Here is a 3,268-nt window from a genome sequence, read left to right as displayed (position 1 = left end):
AGATATCCGGGCAGTTTCAAAATGTTAAAACTGCATCATTCTATGCCAATATCAAATCCTATCTTGAAACGTGTTACAGGAACGGAATTAATGAATTCTATGCAATGCTTCGACTTTGCAGAGGGGATCCTTTCAAACTGGAAGAAATTCTTAATGCTGCAGAACAAGGATAGAAATTAGCCTTGTTCTGCATGTATATTTTTTGGGCTGTGAATAGTAACACTAAACTATCATTTTTACAAACAAAAGTATCGTTTTGTGTTGACGTGTCATTATGTATTATGATATATTTTAATTGCATTCAATTATTTTTTAATGCTTTCCCCTCGTCGGAAGGCATTTCTTTTCTCTTTTTCTATTCACTTCGTCAATATATATATAAATTCCTTCTTGTACTACACGGTCTTTATTAAAATTATATACATTTTTTAGGGAAGTTGCAACCGGATGAAAAGACATTAAACTTTCCAATTATCCTTGCTGTCAGATATGCCTTTCCAGTCGTTGATCATGTTTCTCGGAAGCCTTGGCATACTTGCCTTTTCATGGTTTCTTATATGCCAAAGGCATGCCAACACAAAAGGGAATTAAAGGAATAAAATAACACTTGACAAACTTTAAAAGATCTGATGGTAGGGTCTTAAGGGTACTTGAAAGTATAAGTCGGTATTCATATCTCCTACTATAACGTGAAACCACCCTGTCGGGGCGCTTTTGTGTGCCAATACAACCTAAGAAAACCTTCATATACACCTGCCTTTTATCGCTATTATTTTGATGCCAATTTTTATGCCAATAGAGGGCACTGATGCCAATACAGAAGGGAATAGAAGGGAGATAAAAACACTGCATAAACTTTACAAGTCTTGATAGTAGAGATTTGGAGGTACGCAAAGGTATTTGAAGGAATAAGAAGGTAATACATTATTTTACATAACGTAAAACTACGGATCAGAAGGTTGGGGGTTCAAGTCCCTCCAGGCACGCCAGAAATATTAAGGCATCCTGCCATTTGGTTTGATGCCTTTTTCTTTTTTATATACACCTGTACCTCAATTAAATATGTTAACATACCTGACCTTGTTTTTGATCTATAAGGAAAGAAGGTAAAAAATGATCTATTTAAAATGTGGAAACTGCGGATCGTCGTTTTGTTTAAAAGTAGAGTAGACCCTGGCATACAGAACTTAGGCCAAGCCTATCAGTTTCTCCCCGTTTCCTTTGGGAGTGCCTCATTAGCCCGACCATATTCAAAATACCAGAAGACCCTCATCTAACCGTACGTGAGGTTTTCCCTCATACGGCTATCCGACACCATTCATATAAGACATTCGCAGGTCAGTCAACGGACAAGCTGTATAACCCTAGTTTTCTAAGGGTGACAAAGACTCCCGGTTTAAAAATCTTACTCAAACGCTGACTGGTTTTGCGACAAACCCGGTAAAAACGGGCTATTATTAGAAAATCCAAATTACTGAATATGCCGGTAACGGCAGCAGGTGTTTCTTTTCTTCCTCCAGCATATCTTTGATACTCTTTGGCCGGCCTTTGATTTTATGGTTTAGGCAGTATTCCATACATTTTTGGATTACGTGCTCCTGCAGTTCCATGAAGTTGGCCACCTTCGGCATGGGGGTAAAGGCAATGGACCGGATAATAGCCACCAGATTTTCCACGCTCCCTTTCTCCCACCCGGAAGCAGCGTTACAAAAAACACCCTCAAAGGCATAGTGGGCTTCCAGTTTTTTAAATTTCTCCTGCTTGACGGCGTCTTTTCCCGACCCTTCCAGAACAGCGCTTTTCAGTTTGTCATAGATACATCTTAAAGGTACACCGCCGAAGTATTCAAAGGCCATGACGTGGCCGGTAAAAAAACTGGCGCTTGTTTTATCGGGAAAGACAGTGGCAAAGATCCCGTAGCTGTATGGCAGCACCGCGCAGAACAGGGATACTCTCGTTTTTATCTTATCTACAAGCGCATAGGCGTCGCCCCAGTCAAATTCCATAGCTTCCCCAGGCTCGAATTCAAGGGGGATAAAGATGTCCGGCTTGTCTATGCGCATCTCCTGAACATACTTTCTTACTGTGGACTCGCCTATGGCAAAGCCTGAGGTAATCAGGGCCTGCCAGATGATCTTGGCGTTTAATTCCTGCTTGACCGGGGCGTCTTTATTTTCATTGATCAGTTTAACAATCTCATGCTCAATAGCCGTCCTCAAGGGGCTTTTTTCTGCCTGGTATTCTTTTCTTGTTCCGGGGAGCGCTGCGCCGTTACAATATTTTTTTACTGTCCACCTTCTTACCTTAAGATGTCTGGCAATCTGTCGCTGGCTTAACCCGTCGACTGTATAAAGCCTTCTGATCATTCTATATGTTTCGGTGTCAACAGCCGCCATCACAGACACCTCCTTGTTTCCCCGGGGAAACAAGGCGCTCCGCCAGTTTGATGAAACGTCTCATTGAATTGCAGATTAAGGTGAAAATACGGTGATACTTTTTAATATCTTCGTCCGCCATGCTTGCGAGATACATTTCTATCTCAGAGATAAGTTTAAGCGCCAGCCTGATTGCCGCATCAAATCTTGAAGCGGTATCACCCTGGCCGGCGCATTTTTTGAATTTTCTTCGTCTATGTCCGCAAGGGCCAGCGCCGGATTTTTTATTATCGCCTGCTTAACTGCCTCGGGTGTGTTTTTGCTGTTATATGCTGAAATCAGGCGCTCAACTGCGGACTTGGGTATGTCTTTTGAGCAGACAGCCAGGGCGAACCGGTGCTGCTCCTCTTTGGGCAGCCGTGACAGTTCCTGGGCGCTGGCCGGGCACAGCTGTTTTGCTAAAACCATTTCAGATACATTTGGATTGAGCTCTTCCGCCAGGGATAATCTCTTGCTTACCCATGATTTTGATTTCATCAGGTTTTCCGCCAGTTCTCTCTGGGTATATCCACCGGCTTGCATCAACTCGCGCAGAATCAGACCCTCAGAAAGGGCGTTCAGCCCTTTCTGAATTGAGGATAAAAGCAGGATTACCTTGCAGGAGTCGGACCGGTCTTTTAGCCTGGTTATTAAAACGTCTGCTTTTGAAACGTCCATTTCCTTTAAGGTTTCAAGCTCGTTTTCACCTGCCAGGGTGATCAGCTCTCCGGACGGATTTTCCATGAGTACAATGGGGGTCAAGAAACCGTACTGGTTGATGCTTTTCTCACATATGGTTTTTTTTGCCTGGGTTTCACCCAGCGACAACATGCGGTTTTTAGGTATCTTTTTAT

2 protein-coding genes and 1 pseudogene are annotated in these 3,268 nt (G+C 42.9%); all 3 read right to left on the bottom strand.

Annotation, left to right across the window (positions count from 1 at the left end; translation table 11 throughout):
• Positions 1-1,338 precede the first annotated feature (1,338 nt).
• A pseudogene (locus DEH07_05765) lies at positions 1,339-1,491 on the bottom strand (group II intron reverse transcriptase/maturase).
• On the bottom strand, positions 1,458-2,396 hold the full coding sequence (locus DEH07_05760) for an IS21 family transposase (GenBank protein HBY04045.1): 939 nt from the start codon (positions 2,394-2,396) through the stop codon (positions 1,458-1,460). Before DEH07_05760 ends, DEH07_05765 begins: the two are co-directional and overlap by 34 nt.
• A 138-nt stretch (positions 2,397-2,534) precedes the next feature.
• On the bottom strand, positions 2,535-3,268 hold a 734-nt coding region (locus DEH07_05755; protein HBY04044.1), incomplete at its 5' end, for a spoOJ protein.

The sequence above is a fragment of the Desulfotomaculum sp. genome, from assembly GCA_003513005.1.
Taxonomy (GTDB): domain Bacteria; phylum Bacillota; class Desulfotomaculia; order Desulfotomaculales; family Nap2-2B; genus 46-80.
The sequence above is the reverse complement of the archived record's forward strand: the minus strand, read 5'-3'. Positions and strand labels throughout refer to the sequence as shown.